Origin of the sequence: Campylobacter sp. BCW_4338, assembly GCF_001763255.1 — a bacterium.
GTDB lineage: Bacteria > Campylobacterota > Campylobacteria > Campylobacterales > Campylobacteraceae > Campylobacter_D > Campylobacter_D jejuni.
In genome coordinates this window covers 14,093-33,364 of sequence record NZ_MJYJ01000009.1, presented here as the reverse complement: position 1 = coordinate 33,364, position 19,272 = coordinate 14,093, and the positions used below count along the sequence as shown (strand labels likewise).

Annotated in this window: 23 protein-coding genes and 1 tRNA gene; 17 read left to right on the top strand and 7 right to left on the bottom strand. The window is 30.6% G+C overall.

What is annotated here, in order from left to right; genetic code table 11:
• The gene (gene pseB / locus AJN69_RS00575; protein WP_070286273.1) at window positions 1-1,005 is read right to left on the bottom strand and encodes a UDP-N-acetylglucosamine 4,6-dehydratase (inverting); all 1,005 of its coding nucleotides are present in this window, start codon (window positions 1,003-1,005) and stop codon (window positions 1-3) included.
• Between the two features lie 49 nt (window positions 1,006-1,054).
• The gene (gene dcd, locus AJN69_RS00570; RefSeq protein ID WP_002861983.1) at window positions 1,055-1,615 is read right to left on the bottom strand and encodes a dCTP deaminase; all 561 of its coding nucleotides are present in this window, start codon (window positions 1,613-1,615) and stop codon (window positions 1,055-1,057) included.
• A 145-nt stretch (window positions 1,616-1,760) separates the two neighbouring features.
• On the opposite strand from dcd, the gene accB reads away from it, so the two are divergent.
• Together accB and AJN69_RS00560 are read left to right on the top strand one after the other, a co-directional pair.
• Window positions 1,761-2,216 carry an acetyl-CoA carboxylase biotin carboxyl carrier protein gene (gene accB / locus AJN69_RS00565; RefSeq protein ID WP_052949200.1) on the top strand — a complete coding sequence of 152 codons (456 nt, stop codon included), beginning with the start codon at window positions 1,761-1,763 and terminating at the stop codon, window positions 2,214-2,216.
• Window position 2,217: 1 nt separating this feature from the next.
• Window positions 2,218-3,549, top strand: a complete 1,332-nt coding sequence (locus AJN69_RS00560) for an acetyl-CoA carboxylase biotin carboxylase subunit (RefSeq protein ID WP_070288003.1) — start codon at window positions 2,218-2,220, stop codon at window positions 3,547-3,549.
• 36 nt (window positions 3,550-3,585) lie between these two features.
• Here the strand turns inward: AJN69_RS00560 and salC are convergent, their stop codons facing one another.
• Window positions 3,586-4,401, bottom strand: coding sequence for a peptidylprolyl isomerase SalC (gene salC, locus AJN69_RS00555; protein WP_002861980.1), 816 nt, complete (start codon window positions 4,399-4,401; stop codon window positions 3,586-3,588).
• A gap of 64 nt (window positions 4,402-4,465) precedes the next feature.
• Between salC and gltX the strand changes: the two genes are divergently transcribed.
• From gltX to AJN69_RS00535, 4 genes are read left to right on the top strand one after another with little or no spacing between them, the layout of a single operon-like run.
• Window positions 4,466-5,857: a glutamate--tRNA ligase gene (gene gltX / locus AJN69_RS00550; RefSeq protein WP_070288005.1), complete on the top strand. Its 1,392-nt coding sequence runs from the start codon at window positions 4,466-4,468 to the stop codon at window positions 5,855-5,857.
• 1 nt (window position 5,858) lies between these two features.
• Complete coding sequence (locus tag AJN69_RS00545; protein ID WP_070288007.1) at window positions 5,859-7,094, top strand: malic enzyme-like NAD(P)-binding protein; 1,236 nt, start codon at window positions 5,859-5,861, stop codon at window positions 7,092-7,094.
• Window positions 7,091-7,717, top strand: a complete 627-nt coding sequence (gene upp, locus AJN69_RS00540; RefSeq protein ID WP_070210007.1) for a uracil phosphoribosyltransferase — start codon at window positions 7,091-7,093, stop codon at window positions 7,715-7,717. Before AJN69_RS00545 ends, upp begins: the two co-directional genes overlap by 4 nt.
• Window positions 7,718-7,722: 5 nt before the next feature.
• Window positions 7,723-8,394: a menaquinone biosynthetic enzyme MqnA/MqnD family protein gene (locus AJN69_RS00535; RefSeq protein ID WP_070288008.1), complete on the top strand. Its 672-nt coding sequence runs from the start codon at window positions 7,723-7,725 to the stop codon at window positions 8,392-8,394.
• On the opposite strand, the gene AJN69_RS00530 is transcribed toward AJN69_RS00535, so the two are convergent.
• A complete protein-coding gene (locus AJN69_RS00530) occupies window positions 8,391-9,041 on the bottom strand; it encodes a TrkA family potassium uptake protein (RefSeq protein ID WP_070210009.1) in 651 nt (216 codons plus the stop codon). The genes AJN69_RS00535 and AJN69_RS00530 overlap by 4 nt on opposite strands.
• A gap of 10 nt (window positions 9,042-9,051) precedes the next feature.
• Window positions 9,052-10,395, bottom strand: a complete 1,344-nt coding sequence (locus tag AJN69_RS00525; RefSeq protein ID WP_044778992.1) for a TrkH family potassium uptake protein — start codon at window positions 10,393-10,395, stop codon at window positions 9,052-9,054.
• Window positions 10,396-10,534: 139 nt separating this feature from the next.
• Here AJN69_RS00525 and AJN69_RS00520 point away from each other — a divergent pair.
• The 9 genes from AJN69_RS00520 (at window position 10,535) to AJN69_RS00480 (ending at window position 17,320) form a co-directional block, all read left to right on the top strand.
• Window positions 10,535-10,610, top strand: a tRNA-Phe gene (locus AJN69_RS00520).
• A 530-nt stretch (window positions 10,611-11,140) separates the two neighbouring features.
• Entirely contained in the window at window positions 11,141-11,431 is a 291-nt protein-coding gene (locus AJN69_RS00515) for a hypothetical protein (protein WP_002788257.1), read from the top strand.
• Entirely contained in the window at window positions 11,418-11,759 is a 342-nt protein-coding gene (locus AJN69_RS00510) for an HNH endonuclease (RefSeq protein ID WP_052949204.1), read from the top strand. The genes AJN69_RS00515 and AJN69_RS00510 overlap by 14 nt, the downstream gene beginning before the upstream one ends.
• A 261-nt stretch (window positions 11,760-12,020) precedes the next feature.
• On the top strand, window positions 12,021-12,656 hold the full coding sequence (locus tag AJN69_RS00505; RefSeq protein WP_038850812.1) for a P27 family phage terminase small subunit: 636 nt from the start codon (window positions 12,021-12,023) through the stop codon (window positions 12,654-12,656).
• A gap of 3 nt (window positions 12,657-12,659) precedes the next feature.
• A complete protein-coding gene (locus AJN69_RS00500) occupies window positions 12,660-14,285 on the top strand; it encodes a terminase large subunit (protein WP_070288010.1) in 1,626 nt (541 codons plus the stop codon).
• Window positions 14,286-14,327: 42 nt separating this feature from the next.
• The gene (locus AJN69_RS00495; protein WP_052949205.1) at window positions 14,328-15,101 is read left to right on the top strand and encodes a DUF3800 domain-containing protein; all 774 of its coding nucleotides are present in this window, start codon (window positions 14,328-14,330) and stop codon (window positions 15,099-15,101) included.
• A gap of 156 nt (window positions 15,102-15,257) precedes the next feature.
• Window positions 15,258-16,430 (top strand): phage portal protein, encoded by a 1,173-nt coding sequence (locus AJN69_RS00490; RefSeq protein WP_002788272.1) that lies wholly within the window; start codon window positions 15,258-15,260, stop codon window positions 16,428-16,430.
• Window positions 16,427-16,969 (top strand): HK97 gp10 family phage protein, encoded by a 543-nt coding sequence (locus AJN69_RS00485; protein WP_002800770.1) that lies wholly within the window; start codon window positions 16,427-16,429, stop codon window positions 16,967-16,969. The genes AJN69_RS00490 and AJN69_RS00485 overlap by 4 nt, the downstream gene beginning before the upstream one ends.
• On the top strand, window positions 16,970-17,320 hold the full coding sequence (locus tag AJN69_RS00480; RefSeq protein ID WP_044261881.1) for a hypothetical protein: 351 nt from the start codon (window positions 16,970-16,972) through the stop codon (window positions 17,318-17,320). It begins immediately after the preceding gene.
• Here AJN69_RS00480 and AJN69_RS00475 read toward each other — a convergent pair.
• Both AJN69_RS00475 and AJN69_RS00470 read right to left on the bottom strand, forming a co-directional pair.
• Entirely contained in the window at window positions 17,308-17,571 is a 264-nt protein-coding gene (locus AJN69_RS00475; RefSeq protein WP_002869971.1) for a type II toxin-antitoxin system RelE/ParE family toxin, read from the bottom strand. The genes AJN69_RS00480 and AJN69_RS00475 overlap by 13 nt on opposite strands.
• Window positions 17,568-17,792: a DUF6290 family protein gene (locus AJN69_RS00470; RefSeq protein WP_002869970.1), complete on the bottom strand. Its 225-nt coding sequence runs from the start codon at window positions 17,790-17,792 to the stop codon at window positions 17,568-17,570. Before AJN69_RS00470 ends, AJN69_RS00475 begins: the two co-directional genes overlap by 4 nt.
• A gap of 146 nt (window positions 17,793-17,938) precedes the next feature.
• On the opposite strand from AJN69_RS00470, the gene AJN69_RS00465 reads away from it, so the two are divergent.
• Together AJN69_RS00465 and AJN69_RS00460 are read left to right on the top strand one after the other, a co-directional pair.
• Window positions 17,939-18,919: a hypothetical protein gene (locus AJN69_RS00465; protein ID WP_038851013.1), complete on the top strand. Its 981-nt coding sequence runs from the start codon at window positions 17,939-17,941 to the stop codon at window positions 18,917-18,919.
• Entirely contained in the window at window positions 18,916-19,272 is a 357-nt protein-coding gene (locus AJN69_RS00460) for a hypothetical protein (RefSeq protein WP_002788281.1), read from the top strand. The genes AJN69_RS00465 and AJN69_RS00460 overlap by 4 nt, the downstream gene beginning before the upstream one ends.

Genomic DNA, 19,272 nt, shown 5'->3' with positions numbered 1-19,272 from the left:
TTAAAAACCTTCAGTATGATTGATGATTTCTAAAAGTTCTTTTTCGCTTGCCCATAAAGGATTATTATCCGAGCTATAAGAAAAACCATCTTTTACTTTTTGTCCTTTTTCGCCTATGGCATTGATACTAAAGTCATTATCTTTATCTACAAATTTAATACTCGGGCTTATAGCATAGTAGTTTTCAAATTCATAGGTTAAATGACTATCATCGCTTGAAATCATGATTTCATGTAGTTTTTCTCCTGCTCTTATGCCTATGATTTTATGGCTTAAATTAGGAGCTAGAGCATGGGCTAGATCGGTGATTTTCATCGAAGGAATTTTAGGGATAAAGATTTCTCCTCCATGCATTCTTTCAAAGTTACTCAGTACAAATTTTACTCCATCTTCAAGGCTGATCCAAAAACGAGTCATTCTCGTATCGGTGATAGGAAGTTCTTTAGCTCCTTCGCTGATGAGTTTTTTAAAGAAAGGCACCACTGAACCTCTTGAACCTACAACATTGCCATATCTTGTAACACCAAAGCGTGTTTGCTTGTTACCTGCTATGTTGTTTGCAGCGACAAAAAGCTTATCGCTTGCAAGTTTGGTTGCACCGTATAAATTTACAGGATTACAAGCCTTATCCGTACTAAGAGCGATACATTTTTTAACCCCATTTTCAAAACAAGCATCTATGACATTTTGCGCGCCGTGGATGTTTGTTTTTATACATTCCATAGGGTTATATTCAGCAATAGGCACATGCTTCATCGCAGCAGCATGTATAACAAAATCCACATCACGCATAGCAGTACTTAAGCGCTCTTTATCTCTTACATCTCCTATGAAATAACGCATACAAGGAGCATTAAAGACGCTTGCCATTTCAAATTGTTTGAGCTCATCACGAGAATAAATGATGATTTTATTAGGTTTATAGTTTTCTAGTAAAACCTTAGTGTAGGTTTTTCCAAAAGAGCCTGTTCCGCCTGTGATTAAGATATTTTTTTTGTTAAACATTTTGCCTTCCTTTGCTTAAGTTTTTTTAAAATTAAAGCAACAAGTGTTCCTATTTTAAAATTCTTGGCAAGGTTATGCCAGTTTGGGCTTGATACTTGCCTTTTTTGTCTTTATAAGTGGTGTCGCATTTTTCATCGCCTTGCAAAAACAACACTTGTGCTATGCCTTCATTGGCATAAATTTTTGCAGGTAAAGGCGTAGTGTTTGAAATCTCTATAGTGATATGTCCTTCAAAACCTGGTTCAAAAGGAGTAACATTGACGATGATACCACATCTTGCATAAGTGCTTTTGCCAAGACAAATAGCTAAAACATCATCAGGCATTTTAAAATACTCTATAGTTCTAGCTAGGGCAAAAGAATTTGCAGGAACTATACATACATCACCTTCAAAATCTACTACATTTTCTTCTACGAAATTTTTTGGATCTACTACAGTTGAATTAACATTGGTAAAAATTTTAAACTCACGCCCTACGCGTATATCATAGCCATAACTTGAAAGTCCATAGCTTATCACTCCTTTTCCTATATTTGCTTCGCAAAATGGCTCGATCATCTTGTATTCTAATGCCATTTTTCTTATCCAGTTATCTGCTTTTAAGCCCATTTTTAACCTTTTAATATTTGTAATTTTTTATAAGGATTATAACCTAAAAAATCTATATTTTTTATGATTTTTTTCTTTTTTAAAGTTAAATTTTAAGTTTTTTTATATAATACAAGATTAAGTTCTTAAATTTTAGGAGAATTTTATGACAAAAGAAGAAATTAAAGAGTTAGTAAACCTTTTTGCTGAAGCAAATATTAGTAAAATTAAGATCAAAGAACAAGATGGTTTTGAAATAGAACTTGAAAGAGATATGTGTTGCGACGTTCCAGCTCCTGTTTGTCCTCCAGTTCCAGCTCCACAACCTATCAATGTAAGTGTTGTAAATGAAGCTCAACCTAGCCAAAATGCAAAATCAAACAAGCCAAGTATAAACAGCCCTATGGTAGGAACTTTCTATCAAGCTCCAAGCCCAGGTGCAGCACCTTTTGTAAAAGCGGGTAGCACAGTTAAAAAAGGCGATACTATAGCTATTATCGAAGCGATGAAAATCATGAATGAAATTGAAGCGGAATTTGATTGCAGGATCGCTGAAATTTTAGTTGCTGATGGTCAGCCTGTAGAATTTGGAATGCCTTTATTTGCGGTGGAGAAATTATAAAATGGAAATTAAAAGCATATTAATTGCTAATCGTGGAGAAATAGCACTACGCGCTTTAAGAACGATTAAAGAAATGGGTAAAAAAGCAATTTGTGTGTATTCTGAAGCAGATAAAGATGCTTTATATTTAAAATACGCTGATGCAAGCATTTGTATAGGAAAAGCAAGAAGTTCTGAAAGTTATTTAAATATCCCAGCTATTATCACAGCAGCTGAAATTGCTGAAGCAGATGCGATTTTTCCAGGATATGGATTTTTAAGTGAAAATCAAAATTTTGTTGAAATTTGTGCTAAACATAACATCAAATTTATAGGTCCTTCTGTAGAAGCTATGAATTTAATGAGTGATAAATCAAAAGCTAAACAAGTAATGCAAAGAGCAGGCGTGCCTGTAATCCCAGGAAGTGATGGGGCTTTAGCAGGAGCTGAAACAGCTAAAAAACTTGCTAAAGAAATAGGCTATCCTGTGATTTTAAAAGCAGCTGCTGGCGGTGGCGGCCGTGGCATGCGTGTGGTTGAAAATGAAAAAGATCTTGAAAAAGCATATTGGTCGGCTGAAAGCGAGGCTATGACAGCATTTGGTGATGGAACTATGTATATGGAAAAATACATTCAAAATCCACGCCATATAGAAGTGCAGGTTATAGGAGATAGTTTTGGTAATGTGATTCATGTGGGTGAAAGAGATTGTTCTATGCAAAGACGCCATCAAAAACTTATCGAAGAATCTCCCGCGATTTTGCTTGATGAAAAAACACGCACTAGGCTTCATGAAACTGCTATTAAGGCAGCCAAAGCTATAGGATATGAAGGTGCGGGAACTTTTGAGTTTTTAGTTGATAAAAATTTAGACTTTTATTTTATAGAAATGAATACACGTTTGCAAGTTGAACACTGTGTAAGTGAAATGGTAAGTGGGATTGATATCATAGAACAAATGATTAAGGTAGCAGAAGGTTATGCCTTACCATCTCAAGAAAGTATTAAATTAAATGGGCATTCTATAGAGTGTAGAATCACGGCAGAAGATTCTAAAACTTTCTTGCCAAGTCCAGGCAAGATTACTAAATACATTCCACCCGCAGGACGCAATGTTAGAATGGAAAGTCATTGTTATCAAGACTATAGCGTGCCTCCTTATTATGATTCTATGATAGGTAAGCTTGTAGTTTGGGCAGAAGATCGCAATAAAGCTATTGCAAAAATGAAAGTAGCTTTAGATGAGTTACTTATAAGTGGGATAAAAACAACCAAAGATTTCCATCTTTCTATGATGGAAAATCCTGATTTTATTAACAATAACTACGATACAAATTATCTTGCAAGACATTAAAATTTCCCTATTAAAGGGAAATTTTAATTGTAATTTTTATCTTAAATATTCTATATTGATTTTAGAGCGGAGTTTATCAAAATAATCCTGTATGAAATTTTGTCTTTGTTCGCTTACATAAGCGTTTAAAACTTCATTTTTAACTTGCTCATATTCAGGAGTTTGTGCTCCATCTTTGCTTTTAACTTCATAAAGTTCATAGCCATTTTTTCCATTTAAAACAGGGGAAAAGCCTCCAACAGGAATTTGCGATAAAAGCCCTAAAAGTCTTGGATCGGCATTGCTTGTGTTTAAAGATGCATTTTGTGGTTTAAGGATTGTTTTTTTTGTATTTTTGATATTTTCTAAAGTTTGTGGATTGTTTGATAAATAAATATTTGCATTAATTTGTGTATAAAAAGTGAATTTATCTTTATTTTGTTCGAAAAATTTTTTTGCTCCATCATCACTAAAATCAGTTTTTGCCATACTTGCGATTTTTTCATAAAGCTTTCTTTTTTCTAAATCTTTTTTTAAATTTGCACGAAATTGTTCATAGCTTTGATTTTTGGATTTTAAATTTGCTTTAAAAGCATTTAAAGTGGTTTTGTTTTGAGCAAGCATTTTATTTATAGCATCATCAAGCTCTAGATCATTGACCACAATGCCCAGCTGTTTCATTTGTGAAATTTCCATTTTTTCATTGATGAGTACGCCTAAAGCTTGATTTCTATCAATTTTAAGCACCTTCATAGTTTGATCTATATCATAAGTTGTAATAGGTTCTTTATCTACAACTACAGCTATAGCATTAATGGTGTTTGCACTGGCCAAACTTGCAAAAAATGCAAAACTTAATAAAATTTTTTTCATTTCAAACCTTTATTTAAGTATAAATATCGCATTATATCAATAAAAATTTAAGAAAAGGCAAAAAATGCACGAAAAACTTACAACGCGTTTTGCTCCAAGCCCAACAGGGTATTTGCATATAGGTGGACTTAGGACAGCTCTTTATAATTATTTATACGCTAGAAAAAATGATGGAAATTTTTTACTTCGTATTGAAGATACGGATTTAAAAAGAAATTCTAAAGAGGCTACTAAAGCTATTATTAAAGCTTTTAAATGGTGTGGTTTAGAACATGATGGAGAAGTAACTTACCAATCAGAGCGTTTTGATCTTTATAAAGAATATGTTAAAAAGCTTTTAGATGAAGGCAAGGCGTATTATTGTTATATGAGTAAAGAAGAATTAGAAGAATTGCGTACCAAGCAGGAAACCGCCAAAGAGCGCCCAAGATATGATGGAAGATATAGAGAATTTAAAGGTACGCCACCTCAGGGTATAGAACCTGTTGTGCGTATTAAAGCACCTCAAAGCGGTGAGATTGTTTTTGAAGATGGGGTTAAAGGCGAGGTGAGATTTAAAGCAGAAGATATTTTAGATGATTTTATCATTGCAAGAAGTGATGGAACCCCAACTTATAATTTTACTGTTGTTATTGACGATGCTTTAATGGGGGTAAGCGATGTGATTCGCGGAGATGATCATCTTTCAAACACTCCTAAACAAATTGTGCTTTATGAGGCATTGGGTTTTAAAATTCCTAAATTTTTTCATGTGGCTATGATACATGGAGAAGATGGTAAAAAGCTTTCAAAAAGACATGGGGCAACTGATGTTATGGAATACAAAGAAATGGGAATTTTACCTCAAGCTTTGCTTAATTTTCTTGTGCGTTTAGGTTGGAGCCATGGTGATGATGAGGTTTTTTCATTAGAAGATTTGAAAAAGCTTTTTGATCCTTATCATATTAATAAAAGCGCATCTTGTTATAATGCTAAAAAGCTTGAATGGCTTAATACTCATTATATTAAAACTTTACCTTTTGAAGAGATTAATCGTCAGCTTAAGGATCTTGGCTTTGATTTATCTGTTTATGAAAAGGCAGGATTTTTACTTGATTTATTAAGAGAGCGTGCAAAAACCTTGCATGATATTATCAATGGCGCAAAAAGCATAGTTAATACGCCGCAAAATTATGATGAAAATGCAGTGCAAAAATTTGTTAACGAAAATAATTTAGAATTGCTCCAAGCATTTGCTAATACGCTTAAAGATCAAAAAACAGGTAAAGATTTTGAAGATTTTACAAATGATTTTTTAGAAAAAAAAGAAGCAAAGTTAAAAGATTTGGCTCAGCCTATACGCATAGCTTTAATAGGGAGTGCGGTAAGTCCTAGTATTTTTGAAGTATTAGAATTTTTAGGGGTTGATGAGTGTAAAAAAAGAATAGAAAATTTTTTAAAAGTTAGAGGAAAATAAAATGAATTTAAAAGAAGAAGCTTTAAAATACCATTTAGGTGGGAAAATTGATATTGTGCCAAGTAAGCCAATGGCTACAAGTTATGATCTATCTTTGGCGTATAGCCCAGGAGTTGCAGAACCTTGCCTTGAAATCACTAAAGATAATGAGCTTGCTTATACTTATACAAATAAGGCTAATTTGGTAGCTATAGTTAGCGATGGTTCTGCTGTTTTAGGACTTGGAAACATAGGAGCACAGGCTTCAAAGCCTGTTATGGAAGGTAAGGCTTGTTTGTTTAAAAAATTTGCAAATGTTAATGCTTATGATATAGAAATTGATGTTCATAGTGTGGAAGAGATTGTAAATTTTTGCAAAGCTTTGGCTCCGACTGTGGGTGGGATAAATTTAGAAGATATAGCTGCTCCAAAATGTTTTGAAATTGAAGCGGCTTTACAAGATTTAGGAATTCCTGTAATGCATGATGATCAGCATGGAACGGCTATTATTTCAACTGCGGGACTTATAAATGCTATGGAGATAAGCGGTAAAAAATTTAAAGACATTAAGGTGGTTGTAAGTGGCGCAGGTGCCGCAGGTATAGCAAGCGCTAAGATGTATAGAAATTTAGGGGTCGAAAATATTATTTTAGTAGATAGCAAAGGTGTTGTTTCTAAGGATAGAAATGATTTAACTCCTCAAAAGCTTGAATTTGCTGTTGATTCTAAGGAAAAGACTTTAAAAGAAGTTTTAAAAGGAGCTGATGTTTTTCTAGGACTTAGTGCGCCAAAAATTCTTGATGATGAAATGGTTTTAAGTATGGCAAAAGATCCTGTAATTTTTGCTTTGGCAAATCCTATCCCTGAAGTGATGCCTGAAGATGTGGCTAGACTTAGAAAAGATGCGATTGTAGGAACAGGAAGAAGTGATTATCCAAATCAAATCAATAATGTTTTAGGTTTTCCTTTTATTTTCCGTGGGGCTTTAGATGTGCGTGCAAGTAAAATCACTGAAAATATGAAAGTAGCAGCTGCTAAAGCATTAGCAGATCTTGCAAAACTTCCTGTAAGTGATGCGGTTAAAAAGGCTTATAATTTAAGCGCTTTAGAATTTGGAAGAGATTATGTCATACCAAAACCTTTTGATGAAAGAGTAAAAGCTGCAGTAAGTACAGCTGTAGCAGCAGCTGCGGTAAAAGATGGTGTGGCTAAGGTAAAAAATTTTAACGAGAAAGCTTATTTTGAAAGCTTAAAATGAAAAATATTCATTGTATCAATCATCCATTGATCGAACATAAATTAGGAATTTTAAGGGCTAAAGAGACAAAGCCCTTTCAATTTCGTATGTTAATCGATGAAATTTCATCTTTTTTACTTTTTGAAGCGAGTAAAGATTTTTCTTTAAAAGAAATTGAAATTTCAACACCTATACAAAAAACTACAGTAAAAAAACTTGATGAAAAAATTATGATTTGCCCTATTTTAAGAGCTGCATTAGGAATGCTTGAAAGTGTTTTTAAGATGATTCCTGATGCAAGTGTTGGATTTTTGGGATTTGTAAGAAATGAAGAAACTTTAAAGGCGGATTTTTATTTTCAAAAACTTCCCAAAGATGCAAAAAAACGCACCGCTATTGTCATAGATCCTATGTTTGCTACAGGTGGAACTGCTATAGAGGCTTGTAATTTTTTAAAAAGCCAAGGAGTTAAAAAAATAAAATTTATATCCATACTTACTGCTTTGCAAGGTTTGCAAAAATTTAGCCAAGTGCATGGTGATGTGGAAGTTTTTGTGGCTTGTATTGATGAAGGTTTAAATGAAAAAGGTTATATTATCCCAGGGCTTGGAGATGCAGGAGATAGAGTGTTTAACACTCTTTAAAAGAGATGATTTTTGGAAAAATTGATTATATTAATCTTTTACCTTTACATATATATCTTAAGAAATATCCCCTACCTAATGGTTATAAAGCAAGTATGGAGTATAAAAAAGGAGTTCCAAGTAAGCTAAATAAAGATTTATTTTATAGAAGAATTGATGCAGCTATCATTTCAAGCATAGAAAGTGCTAGAAAAAAATATAAAAATTTAGATTTGGGTATTTGTGCTAATAAAAGAGTTTTAAGTGTATTAGTAGAAAAAAATACATCAAATGCCAAAGATCCAAGTTCAGCAACTTCAAATGCTTTAGTTAAAGTATTAAAACAAGATGGAAAAGTAATTATAGGTGATAAGGCTTTAAAGCTTTATCTAAAAGATCCTTCTAAATATATCGATTTATGTGCAAAATGGCACGAAAAAACAGGATTGCCTTTTGTTTTTGCTAGATTTTCTTGTGTGCAAAAAAAAGCTTTATATAAACAAATTTTGAAAAAATTTCCAAAAACAAAGATTAAAATTCCTTATTATATACTGCAAAATTATGCCAAAACAAGGGATTTAGATATAAAAGATGTTAGATATTATTTAGATGAAGTTATATATCATAAAATTTCTACCAAAGAAAAAACAGCCTTAAAGCGTTTTGTAAAGGCTTGCAAGGCTTTAAATCTTGTTTAGTGTTCAAATTCTCTAAGTTCTTTAACTGTTCCAAGGAGTATTACAACATCTCCACTATAAACTGTCGTGGTTTCTAAATCAGGCAATATTTCCCAGTCGCTATTTAATTTTTTATAAGAAATCACTTTCATATTTTGTGCTATATGTTTTAAAGAATTTCCTGCTAATTTTTCATCTATATTGATCTTAATAGCTCGTATAGTATTTGCTGAAAGATCAAAAACTTCATAATCAGCATCTTTAGTTAAAAATTCTTTTACTAGTCTTTTAGCACTTTCTTTTTCAGGATAAATAACCTTTGTTGCACCTAACTTAGAAAGAATTTGACCATGGATATTAGAGGTTGCTTTAGCAATGATATTTTTAACACCTATATCTTTAAGCGCCATAAGAGTAAGGATTGATTTTTCAACATTTTCTCCTATGCTAACAATAACAACTTCAACATCATGAAAGCCTGCTTCTTTTAGGGCTGAAATATTTGTAGAATCTAAAATATAAGCATAGCTTGGAGGATTTTGTATACTTTTTAAAGCTTCCTCATCTTTATCCGCAACGATAACAGTATGACCTCCAGCAATGAGTTCATCTGCTACAACTGATCCAAATTTTCCAAGTCCTATGATTCCATAATTAAGATTTTTCACGATTTTACCTTTATAAATTAACCTTTCCTTCAGGGAATTTTAAATGAATAGCTTTGTCTTGTTTGAATACCGAGAGTAAAAAAGCAAAAACACCTATCCTGCCACTTAGCATCATAATGATGATAATCACCTTGCTAGGATCGCTAAACAAAGCGCATAAAGATAAAGTTCCACCATTTCCTACCGAAATTCCTACCGTTGCAAAAGCTGAAGAAGTTTCAAAAAGTAAGGCTATAAAATCAAAATTTGACTCTAGCAAGGAAAGCAAAATAACAGCTATTACTATATAAACAGCTGAACCTACAGCTATAATAAAAGCTTTAGATATAGTTTCTCTTGGAATTTCATGTCCAAAAATTCTAACTCTTCCATCTCGGATACTCCAATAAGCATAGAGCAATAAAACCATTACAGTTGTTACTTTCATACCCCCAGCTGTTCCTCCTGGTGCACCACCAATAACCATAAACAATGATCCAAAAAATAAGCTCGCATCATGCAAATGTCCCATATCTAAGGTGTTAAATCCTGCTGTGCGGTAATTAATAGCGATAAAATATGAGCTTAAAATTTTATCAAAAAATGAAAAATGTCCTATAGTTTGAGGATTTGAGTATTCAAAAGCAAAAATAATAAGCGTTGAAGAGAAAATAAGAAAAATACTTGCAACAACAACCATTTTTGTATGTAGGCTTAAATTTTGCAATTTTTTTCTTTGAAAAAAGTATAATTCAACCAAAACAAAATATCCAAGCCCTCCAATAATAATCAAAGAAGTGATAATAAGATTAATTGCTATATCATGTTTGTAAGCTATAAGTCCATGTTCAAATATGGTAAACCCAGAATTATTAAAAGCGCTAATAGAATGAAAAATTCCAAACCATAAAGCTTTCTTAAAATTCATTTCAAGGGCAAAACGCATGGTAAGAAGTATAGCACCTATCAATTCTATAGTAAAAATGAACAGTAAAACCTTTTTAAAAAATTTAAATAAACCATCCATTGATGGATAAAATAAAGACTCTTTTAGTAAATTTCTTGCACTAAATCCCACTTTTTTGCGTATGAGTATATAAACAAACAAACCTATACCCATATATCCCAAGCCTCCAATTTGTACCAAAGCTAAGATAATAATTTGTCCTGCTAAGGTAAAATCAACCGCAGTGTTCTTAACTGCCAATCCTGTCATACTAACAGCAGATGTGCTTGTAAAAAAGGCATCTAAAAAATCAATAGGAGTTGTATGTGCCCAGCTTGAATGTAGCAATAAAGCCCCAAACAATGCAATAATAATATAACCAGCTAGTAAAATTTTAAAAGTTCGTCTATCTAATCCAAATTGTTTCAAAAAATTTCCATTTGATAATGATCTAAAGCGGGTATTCTATCTTATTAAAACTTTAAGGGAAATAAAATTTTATTTTTGTATTTAAACTTAAATTAAAGAAAAAAAGATACAATTACATTTTTACTTTATCAAACTAAGTGGTTGGATAGCTCAGTCGGTAGAGCAGCAGACTGAAAATCTGCGTGTCGGCAGTTCGATTCTGCCTCTAACCACCACTTTATCTTTCAAAAAATCACATCACATATTTTTTTACACAAGACCGAAATATTTAAAGGACTAAAAATTATTATTTTAAAGAGAGAGAGTCTATAACTTATAATAGAATGGTGGATTTAGCAGAATATTAAAAAAAGTATCTAAATACCTATAAAATAGATATTTTATATTTTATAGTAACCCATTAAATAACCCAGTTTTCTAATATGATTTTTTAATATTAAAATCCGATTAAAATGCCTATAAACATATTTCTTAAAATCCGATTAAAAATGATATGTGCTTTTATTAAAATCCGATTAAAAACAATACGATAATCTTTGCCAGTGCTTTTTAATATAATAGTGTTTGTATAAAAATATAAAAAATGGTTTTTGTTTTTTTTACTTTCTTAGTAAAGAGCAATAAGTATTCCATAATTGCTAATTTAATCTTTGATTAATAGTTTTATTATTTTTTATATATTATAATTTTTAAATAAAAATATCATTCCTTAAAGCTTCGTTTGTTAATTACTTAAAGACTTCTTATGTTTAATAAAAAAGATATTATTGTTAATGCAGTTCCCGTTAAGCTTTTTGCAAGTAATTTAGGTTTGTATGATAATTTTTATAGAAATGTAAATGAGCTTAAAAGTGGTTTTAAAATCAAACAAGTAGGAAATAATTTTTTTGTTTTGCTTCCTGATTGGTTTATAAAATTGCTAGAGATAGGATATGATTGTTATGTGATTAAGCCTTATGATGATTTTAAATATGAATTTAAAGTTGAACTTTCTAAAAAAACTGAAATAGGATTTTACAAAAATGACAATTTATAAACTTTGCAAGTGTGGTAAGAAAATACAAACTCATTTAAGAACTTGTGAAGAATGTGATAAAACTCTTAAGAAAATAGCAAACAAAAGATATGATTGTTTTAAAAGGGATAAGCAAAGTTCAGATTTTTATAATAGTGTAGCTTGGAGAAAATTAAGAAATGCTTTTATAAATAAAAATCCATTTTGTATAAGGTGTGGAAAGTTTGCGAAAATTGTAGATCATATCAAACCTATTAAGCAAGGTGGCAAGAAATTGAGTGAAGAAAATTTGCAAAGTTTATGCTTGGCTTGCCATAATGAAAAGACTAAAAACGAGCTTAAGGGGTAGGGTATGTAATCTCTATGAAAGCCAATCCTATACACCGAAAAGGATAATACTAAACAAATGCGAGCCAGTTTTTTACATAATGTTATACTTAACCTACTAACTAACCAACCAAAACACAAGCAAAGCAAGGTAAAATCTTTATTTGAAATTTTTATTTTTATCAAAAGCGTTCTAAAAAAGCCAAATTTTGCTTTAAATTAACTAACACGCATTTTAACGCCTTAAAATATCATTAAAATACAAATAAAAAAAAGGCGTTTAATGCAAAAAGAATTTTTAAACATTGATGAGGTTTTGCAAATTTTAAACATTAATTCTAAAATCTATTTGAGTAGATATTTAAAGAAAAATGGTATAAAAGTATTAAAAGGAAAAGCTAAACCCTATCCAAAAGATGAAATTTTAAGACTTGCTAAAAAAAGACAAGATGAAAATCATTACAATTCTAAACAAAACGAAGTTATTTTGTATATTGATGAAAATTCGATAAAAGAAAAGCCAAAGGCAAATAAAACAGAACAAATACAAACGCAAGATGATTTTAAGCCTTTAAATTTAGAAACCATAGAGCAAGAACTCACACAAAAAACTATCAAAGATTTAGAAAATTTAGGCATTTATGATCCTTTAGAAAATGATATTATTAAAACTTATGTTAAAAATCTCATTTTTTTAGAATGCACAAGCAAGGAAATGGAGAAAAAAGGTTTTACAACAAGCACAGATAAAGGAACGCCTATTGTAACGCCTGAACTTATAGCTTTTAATTCTTTGACTAAAAATGTTATAGGCTTAGCAAAAGTTTTAGGCATAGGCTCTCCAAATCGTGCAAGGCTAAATTTAAAAGATAAAAAAGAAAAATCAGCTTTTGATGTGCTTTTAGAAGATGAAAGTTAAATTATGGATAAATTAAGAGCAAGAGAAGATATATTAAATTACGCTTTAGCTTATATTAAACAAAAAAACAAAGAATTTGAAAACTCGCCCTTTTATATTGATGAGAAAATAGCTAAAAAAGCGGTTTTGTTTATCTCTCTTTTAAAGCACACCGATGGCGAATTAGCCGGTAAGCCCTTTCAGCTTTTAAATTTTCAAATCGAGTTTATCATCGATATCATCGCCACTTATTCTAAGGAAAAAAACGCCAGAAGATACTCTTACGCTTTGCTTTTTATCCCAAGAAAAAATGGTAAAACCGAGTTAATCGGAGCTATTTTGCTTTATTTTTTATTTATTGATAAAGAAAAGGGTAAAAAAATATATTGTGCCGCAAATGAAACCGAACAAGCAAAATTAGTTTTTAATGCTGCTTCATCTATGGTAAGCCAAGAAGAAGAATTAAATAAAATGTGCTATCAATATAAAACCTATAGAGAAATACGCAAAAAAAACGCTAAATTTGAAGATTTTATAAAGGTTCTAACAGCTACAAGCGAGACAAAAGACGGCTTAAGACCTTATGTTTTTATTTACGATGAGCTTCACGCTGCTAAAAATGGGGATTTATATAAGGTTTTAGAAGAAGGAACGGCAAGTCGTGTAAATTCTTTATGTATAGTCATTTCAACAGCAGGATATAATCATTTTGGAGAGATGAAAAAGCAATATGATTATTGCAAACAAGTTAAAAATGGCATTATAAACGACCCATCAACTTATGCAAAGATTTATGAGCCTGATGCTGATGATGATTGGAACGATGAAAAAACTTGGATCAAAGTTAATCCTGCTTTGGGTTATGGCGTAAAGCTTGAAAAATTAAGAGAATATTATCAAAAAGCTTTAGCAAACGCAAATGATGAGGTGAGTTTTAAAACAAAACATTTAAATATGTGGACTTCAAATGCTACTTCTTTTATAAAAGATGATGATTTTTTAAAATGCAGTTTTAAAGAACTTGATTTAAAAGGCGATGTTTATGTTGGACTTGATCTATCTGCTACTACTGATTTAACTGCTTTAGCTTTAATTTGCGAAGTGGATAAAATCTTACATGTGGATTTTAAATTTTATGCACCAGAACTTAGTGCAAGAGAGAGAAGTAAAAGAGATAAAGTGCCTTATTTAGAATGGGCAAAACTTGGCTTTTTAACTCTAACACCAGGTAATAGTGTTGATTATGACTATTTAATTAACGATATCTTAGCTCTAAATAAAAAATTAAATATCAAAATGATAGGTTATGATCCATGGAATAGTTTAGAAGTAGCCAAAAAGTTAAGCGATGAAAATATAGAGTGCGTTCAGATTAGACAAGGTTTTGCAAGTATTAGCGAACCTTTAAAAGAATACCAAATCAGAGTTTTAAAACAAACTTTAAATCATAATAACAATCCTATTTTTAGATGGTGTAATTCAAATTTAGTTATTGATCAAGATGCAAGAGAAAACATAAAGCCTGATAAGAAAAAATCAAGTGAAAGGATAGATGCAATTTCGGCTTTAGTCACTGCAATCGCCACTAAAAACAGCATAGAAAAACCAAAAATCAATGTTTATGAAAAAAGAGGTATAAGGTTTTTATAGCTTTTAAGATATAATATTGTTTAAAATTTAAAAAGGTGTTTTATGATGAAGTTTTTATATTTAGATGATAGTGGAAATTCGGGCTTAAATTTAGATGATGCAGAACAACCACTATTTATTTTAGGTGGCGTTGTAATTGATACAGAAGAATGGCAAAAAATTAATGAAGAAATTGAAAACATTAAGGCAAAATACAAGATACAAGATGAAATACATGCAATTGAGATTACCAATTCTAAAGGAATATTTAAAGAATGGAGTTTAGAAAAGAAAAATAACTTAATCAAAGAGCTTTTAAATATTATAGTAGAATATAAGCTTAAAATTATATTCTTTAAGGTTATCAAGAAAAATTATAAAGCATACTTTGAAACACATTTTACACAAGCTCAAAACAAAATGCTTAAAATTCCACCTTATATTTTGGCATATTCTTATGTTTTACAAATTTACGAACAAAGTCTTAATGATGATGAAAGCAATGGAATTGTAATTTCAGATGAGCAAGATAGTGATATTTTAGCTGATAACACTCTTAAAATTCTAAGGGTCATTGATGAGCCTGATATAAAAATTAAAAAAATCATAGAAAAGAATTTTTTCATAAATTCTAAAGAAAGTAATCTTATACAGCTTGCGGATATTTGTGTTTATCATATTAAAAGATATTACGAAATGGAAGTTAAAGAAAATATTAGCGCTAAGAGCAAAGAAAACAGAGAAATGTTTTTTAAGATTATTGAGAATAATGTTTACAATCTTAAACTAGATCCAACACAGCATAAAATTTTAGGATTTTTAATGAATGATTTTTAGTAAACTTGACGAGCCAAAGCTAAAAGCTTTTGTGCTATACAATGACAACACATTTAGCCCGTCACTAAAATTATAACAAATTAAAATTAAAAAATTATAACACGCACTTTAACGCCTCAAACTTTTTTTAAAATAAGTAAAAAATAAAGGTTTTGCATGTTCAATAAAATAAGATCATTATTTACAAAAAAAGCACGAAATAATGAATTTGTTAATAGCTTAGAAATTTTATTAGAAGATAAAATAAAAGCTGAGGAGCTTTCAGCAGTAATTGCCGCAATCTCAAATATTAGCGAGACCATAGCATCTTTGCCATTAAATTTATATCAAAGAACAACTGATGGATCAAAACTAGCCTCTAATCACCCCTTATATGAACTCATCAAAATCGCACCAAATGAAACAATGACACCTTTTACACTCTTTGAGGCTTTTATGGTACAAATGTTAATTTATGGCAATGGTTTTTTATATCCTGTTAAAAAAAGAAACGGGGTGATTAATTCTATAGAACTCATAGAAAATAAAGACATTAATATCTTTAAAATGAATGGAAAGTATTTTTATCAAGCTTACTCAAAAAATGGCAGTATTGTTTTAAATTATGATGAGGTTTTAAATGTGCCTTATCATACTAAAGATGGAGTAAAAGGTATCGCACCGCTTAGAAAAAGCAAAAATACCACAGAACTTGCAACAGCTATAGAACAGCACGGACTTAGCTTTTTTAAAAATGGAAGTTTTACAAGTGGCGTTATATCTGTACCAAATGAATTAAGCGAAGAGGCATATTCGAGATTAAAACAATCCTTTAAAGAAAATTATAGCCAAAAAAAAGCTTATAATATTTCTATTTTAGAGGGTGGAGCAAGTTATGCACAAACTACAAGTGCGAATAAAAATAGCCAGTTTTTAGAAAGCAAACAATTTCAAGTGATAGAAATCGCAAGACTTTTTAATATCCCACCGCACAAACTTGGAGATTTAAGTCGTGCGACTTTTTCAAATATCGAACAACAAGAGACAAATTATATGGTGCAAACCATAACACCTCTAACAACTAAAATCGAACAAGCCCTAAATCGCTTTTTATTAAACCAAAATGAAAGAAAAGAATTTTATTTTAAATTCAATATCAACGCTATTTTAAGAGCTGATAGTTCTTCAAGGTGGGAAAGCTATGTAAAAGCTTTAAGTAATGGCGTGATGAGTATAAACGAAGTAAGAGCCTTGGAAGAAATGAACCCAATTGATAATGGAAACGATCATTTAATACCGCTTAATCTTGCCAAAATAGATGAAAAAGACACACAAAAAGGCAATCAATGATAGAAGTAAAAGGCTTGAACGAATTAATGAAAGATTTGCAAAGCATAAGTAAAAAAGCTTTGCCAAATGCGGCTAAAAAAGGAGCTTTAGAAGTAGCAAAAGAAATCACAAATGATTATAAAAAGAATATTCCTAAACAAAGCGGACTTTTAAAGCAAAGTGTTAAGGCAGTTTCTAGTTATACTTTAGAAAAAGGTGTTTATCGTGCCGCTTCAGTTGTTTTTAGGATGAAAAAAGTAGGTATAAAAAGATTTGAGAAGTTAAAAAATGCTAAAAAATGGACACAAGCAAAGAAAAATGAGAGAAAACAAAGAATGGATTATTTTGCGAGTGCGTATTATGCTCATTTTATAGAGTATGGATTTTTTCATAAAGGCGGAGTGAAAAAAAGTGCAAAAGGAAAACCAAATATAAGCGGAAAAAACACTTTTGTAAAAGGCACTTATACCATGCAAAAAGCAAAAGAGAAAATAGACCCAAAAATGCAAAGCTTGGTTACAACAAAACTAAATGCTGAGTTAGACAAATTAGGATTTTAAATGAAGGAATTTTTAAGCGATTTTTTAATGGGACTAAGCAAGGAATTAAATATAGAAATTTACCCACTTTCAAGGCAAAAAACAAAGCTAGAAAAAGCATTTTTAATTTATGAAATCACAAGCGAAGAATTAAATTTAAGTATAGATGATAAAATCTTAAGCAAAGAATTAGAAATTAATTTGAGCCTTTATACTCCAAAATACAAAGATTTAAGAGAGTTAAAAAGCAAAATTGAAAATTTTATTTTAAAATTTTATAAAAAACCTATTGAAATTTTAATACATGGAGAAGATAAAGATGAAGAGAGTGGATTTTTTACGAGTGAGATTTTTATCACTTATCGTTTATAAATTTCTTTTCTATGTCCTACTTCAAGACAAAGAATAGTTAATTTTTCGTCATTATTTAAACAGATTAAGCGATAATCATTTATCCTATAACGCCACAAGCCTTTTAAATTTCCTTTTAATGCTTTGCCTTTTTGATTTGGACTTTCTAGGCTTTGTATTTCTTCTTTCCATTTTTTGATTTGTTTTTGAACTTCTTTATCTAGTTTTTTAATTTGCTTTACTGCTTTTTGGCTAAAATCAATTTGTATCATAAACCAAGCTCTTTAAAAAGCTCATCAGCACTAATGCTTTTTTTACCGCTTGCTAAATATTCTTTATAAGCAACTTCTCCTATTTTTGCATCTTCTAAGTCTTCTAAAAATTCCATAATTAAAGCTTGAATAATTTCTTCTTTGCTTGTATTTCTTTCTTTGGCTATATTTAAAAAAGCTTGTTCTTTTTCGCTTGATAATTCTATATTTAGACTAAGCATTAAAATTCCTTTTTTTGAAAATTATAACAAAAAATTAGAAAATAAAATACAAAAATATAGTTTTATGAAAAATATCTCTTAATACGCATTTTAACGCCTTAAACTTTTTATAAAATCTCCTTACATTACTTATATAAGGAGAAAAGATGTCAAAAGACAAAATAATCACAGATGCCCCTGATGTGCAAGGGCTTAGAGTTTTAGTTTTATCTCGTGCTATGGAAAGTTTAGGAAAAGAAGCTATTCAAGCAGGATTTTTAACAAGTATTTCAGGTCTTAAAGGTGGAACTAGAGAAAGTCAAAAACTAAGCCCAATCAACGATAGAGATTATGAAGAAATCAACGCAGTAGGCAAAAAAACTTCAGCTACTGTAAATATGAATTTACTTTATAAATTTGTTAAAGATGGTAATTTAGAAAGCTATGAGGGGGTAAATTATCTAGAAAAAGCTTTTGAAGAAAATGAAGAAGTTTTTATCATCGTAGAAATTAATGATGAGAGAAAAACCACACTTAAAATCAAAATGAAATTAACAGGCTTTGAACTTCAAAGCGAAGCAAATAATAAATTCAGTGCAAATATCACAGCAGAAAAAATCGGCGAAGCTAAAGACATCACACCTTTTAGATTTGAAGAAAGTCAAAATATAGAACACACTACAAAAGCTTTAAATGTGGGCGATGTGATGAGTGATAAAAAAGGTAAAATTATTTATTTTTACCCAAAAGAAAGCACACTTGAAAAACCAGAATTAAACGATGAAAGAATGGTTTATGTTTTTGATGAGGTGCGAGGTGTTGTACCAAATCCTAGCACACAAACTTTTAATGAAAACAATGAATTTATAACCACAAAAGAAGCTGATAAAGTTTGGGAAAAAGAAAATGATGAAAATATTATCCATGAAAGCAAAACCGAACCAGAACAAGGGCAGACTTATGAGGAATTAAAAGGAAAAACATTATATTTTTATCCAAACGCCTTAACACTTCTTTATCCTGCAAATGAAGATATTCGCAAAAAATACACCATAGATCAAAGCTCAGGCATAGCAAGTGAAGCCACAATGCAAACTTTTTTAAATGGAAAATTTAGCGATGCTTTAAGAAAAGGAGGTAAAAAATGAAATTCAATGACTTTTTAAAACAACATTCTTTAAGAGAAAAAGAAATTTTAATCGAAGGTATTGATGAAAAATTCACAATTCGCCAACTTTCTATGCTCGAACAATTAGAGATTATGGAAAAAAATGGCATAGAAATACAAGAAAATAAAGATGATAAAATCAGCATCGATTTTATTAAGAAGAATTCAAATTTTAGAAAAGAAATCATCTTAAAGTGTTTAGTAGCTCCAAAAATCGATGAAAAAACCTTTGATAATCTCAATCAAGAGGGTTTAAACATTATCGCAAAAGTCGCAGACGAAATTTTAAAATTCACAAATGAAGTCCCAAAGCAAGAGAGCAAGGGCGATTAA

Excerpts from the sequence above, each read along its gene's own strand:
- AJN69_RS00485 (WP_002800770.1), top strand. The coding sequence starts at position 16,427 with ATGATAGAAGTAAAAGGCTTGAACGAATTAATGAAAGATTTGCAAAGC.
- pseB (WP_070286273.1), bottom strand. The coding sequence starts at position 1,005 with ATGTTTAACAAAAAAAATATCTTAATCACAGGCGGAACAGGCTCTTTT.
- AJN69_RS00505 (WP_038850812.1), top strand. The coding sequence starts at position 12,021 with ATGCAAAAAGAATTTTTAAACATTGATGAGGTTTTGCAAATTTTAAAC.
- AJN69_RS00480 (WP_044261881.1), top strand. The coding sequence starts at position 16,970 with ATGAAGGAATTTTTAAGCGATTTTTTAATGGGACTAAGCAAGGAATTA.
- AJN69_RS00475 (WP_002869971.1), bottom strand. The coding sequence starts at position 17,571 with ATGATACAAATTGATTTTAGCCAAAAAGCAGTAAAGCAAATTAAAAAA.
- salC (WP_002861980.1), bottom strand. The coding sequence starts at position 4,401 with ATGAAAAAAATTTTATTAAGTTTTGCATTTTTTGCAAGTTTGGCCAGT.
- AJN69_RS00515 (WP_002788257.1), top strand. The coding sequence starts at position 11,141 with ATGTTTAATAAAAAAGATATTATTGTTAATGCAGTTCCCGTTAAGCTT.
- upp (WP_070210007.1), top strand. The coding sequence starts at position 7,091 with ATGAAAAATATTCATTGTATCAATCATCCATTGATCGAACATAAATTA.
- AJN69_RS00560 (WP_070288003.1), top strand. The coding sequence starts at position 2,218 with ATGGAAATTAAAAGCATATTAATTGCTAATCGTGGAGAAATAGCACTA.
- AJN69_RS00535 (WP_070288008.1), top strand. The coding sequence starts at position 7,723 with ATGATTTTTGGAAAAATTGATTATATTAATCTTTTACCTTTACATATA.
- accB (WP_052949200.1), top strand. The coding sequence starts at position 1,761 with ATGACAAAAGAAGAAATTAAAGAGTTAGTAAACCTTTTTGCTGAAGCA.
- gltX (WP_070288005.1), top strand. The coding sequence starts at position 4,466 with ATGCACGAAAAACTTACAACGCGTTTTGCTCCAAGCCCAACAGGGTAT.
- AJN69_RS00495 (WP_052949205.1), top strand. The coding sequence starts at position 14,328 with ATGATGAAGTTTTTATATTTAGATGATAGTGGAAATTCGGGCTTAAAT.
- AJN69_RS00460 (WP_002788281.1), top strand. The coding sequence starts at position 18,916 with ATGAAATTCAATGACTTTTTAAAACAACATTCTTTAAGAGAAAAAGAA.
- dcd (WP_002861983.1), bottom strand. The coding sequence starts at position 1,615 with ATGGGCTTAAAAGCAGATAACTGGATAAGAAAAATGGCATTAGAATAC.
- AJN69_RS00465 (WP_038851013.1), top strand. The coding sequence starts at position 17,939 with ATGTCAAAAGACAAAATAATCACAGATGCCCCTGATGTGCAAGGGCTT.
- AJN69_RS00510 (WP_052949204.1), top strand. The coding sequence starts at position 11,418 with ATGACAATTTATAAACTTTGCAAGTGTGGTAAGAAAATACAAACTCAT.
- AJN69_RS00470 (WP_002869970.1), bottom strand. The coding sequence starts at position 17,792 with ATGCTTAGTCTAAATATAGAATTATCAAGCGAAAAAGAACAAGCTTTT.
- AJN69_RS00490 (WP_002788272.1), top strand. The coding sequence starts at position 15,258 with ATGTTCAATAAAATAAGATCATTATTTACAAAAAAAGCACGAAATAAT.
- AJN69_RS00500 (WP_070288010.1), top strand. The coding sequence starts at position 12,660 with ATGGATAAATTAAGAGCAAGAGAAGATATATTAAATTACGCTTTAGCT.
- AJN69_RS00545 (WP_070288007.1), top strand. The coding sequence starts at position 5,859 with ATGAATTTAAAAGAAGAAGCTTTAAAATACCATTTAGGTGGGAAAATT.